The following is a 251-nucleotide window of genomic DNA, read 5'->3' as shown; positions in this document are numbered from 1 at the left end:
GCACGCGCAAGCGGGAATTTCTCGATGAGATGCGGCGTGTCGTGCCTTGGTCGAAGCTGATTGCGCTGATCGAGCCGCACTATCCGGCAGGCAAAACCGGACGGCCGCCTTTCCCGATCGCGACGATCCTGACGGAGAAGGGCTTGATGCTAAAGGCTGGATCCGCAGTCGACGCCACCCTGATTGCCGCGCCCAGTTCGACAAAGAACGGTTCCGGCACCCGGGATCCGGAAATGCACTCGACGCAGAAA

The 251-nt window shown here is 61.4% G+C and carries 1 pseudogene; it reads left to right on the top strand.

Features of this window, described 5'->3' with window-relative positions:
- Positions 1 to 251: pseudogene (locus tag ACLFKU_RS44900) on the top strand (IS5/IS1182 family transposase); the annotation flags it as partial.

This window comes from Paraburkholderia sp. EG304, assembly GCF_046543485.1.
In the GTDB taxonomy this organism is placed as follows: domain Bacteria; phylum Pseudomonadota; class Gammaproteobacteria; order Burkholderiales; family Burkholderiaceae; genus Paraburkholderia; species Paraburkholderia youngii.
The sequence above is the reverse complement of the archived record's forward strand: the minus strand, read 5'-3'. Positions and strand labels throughout refer to the sequence as shown.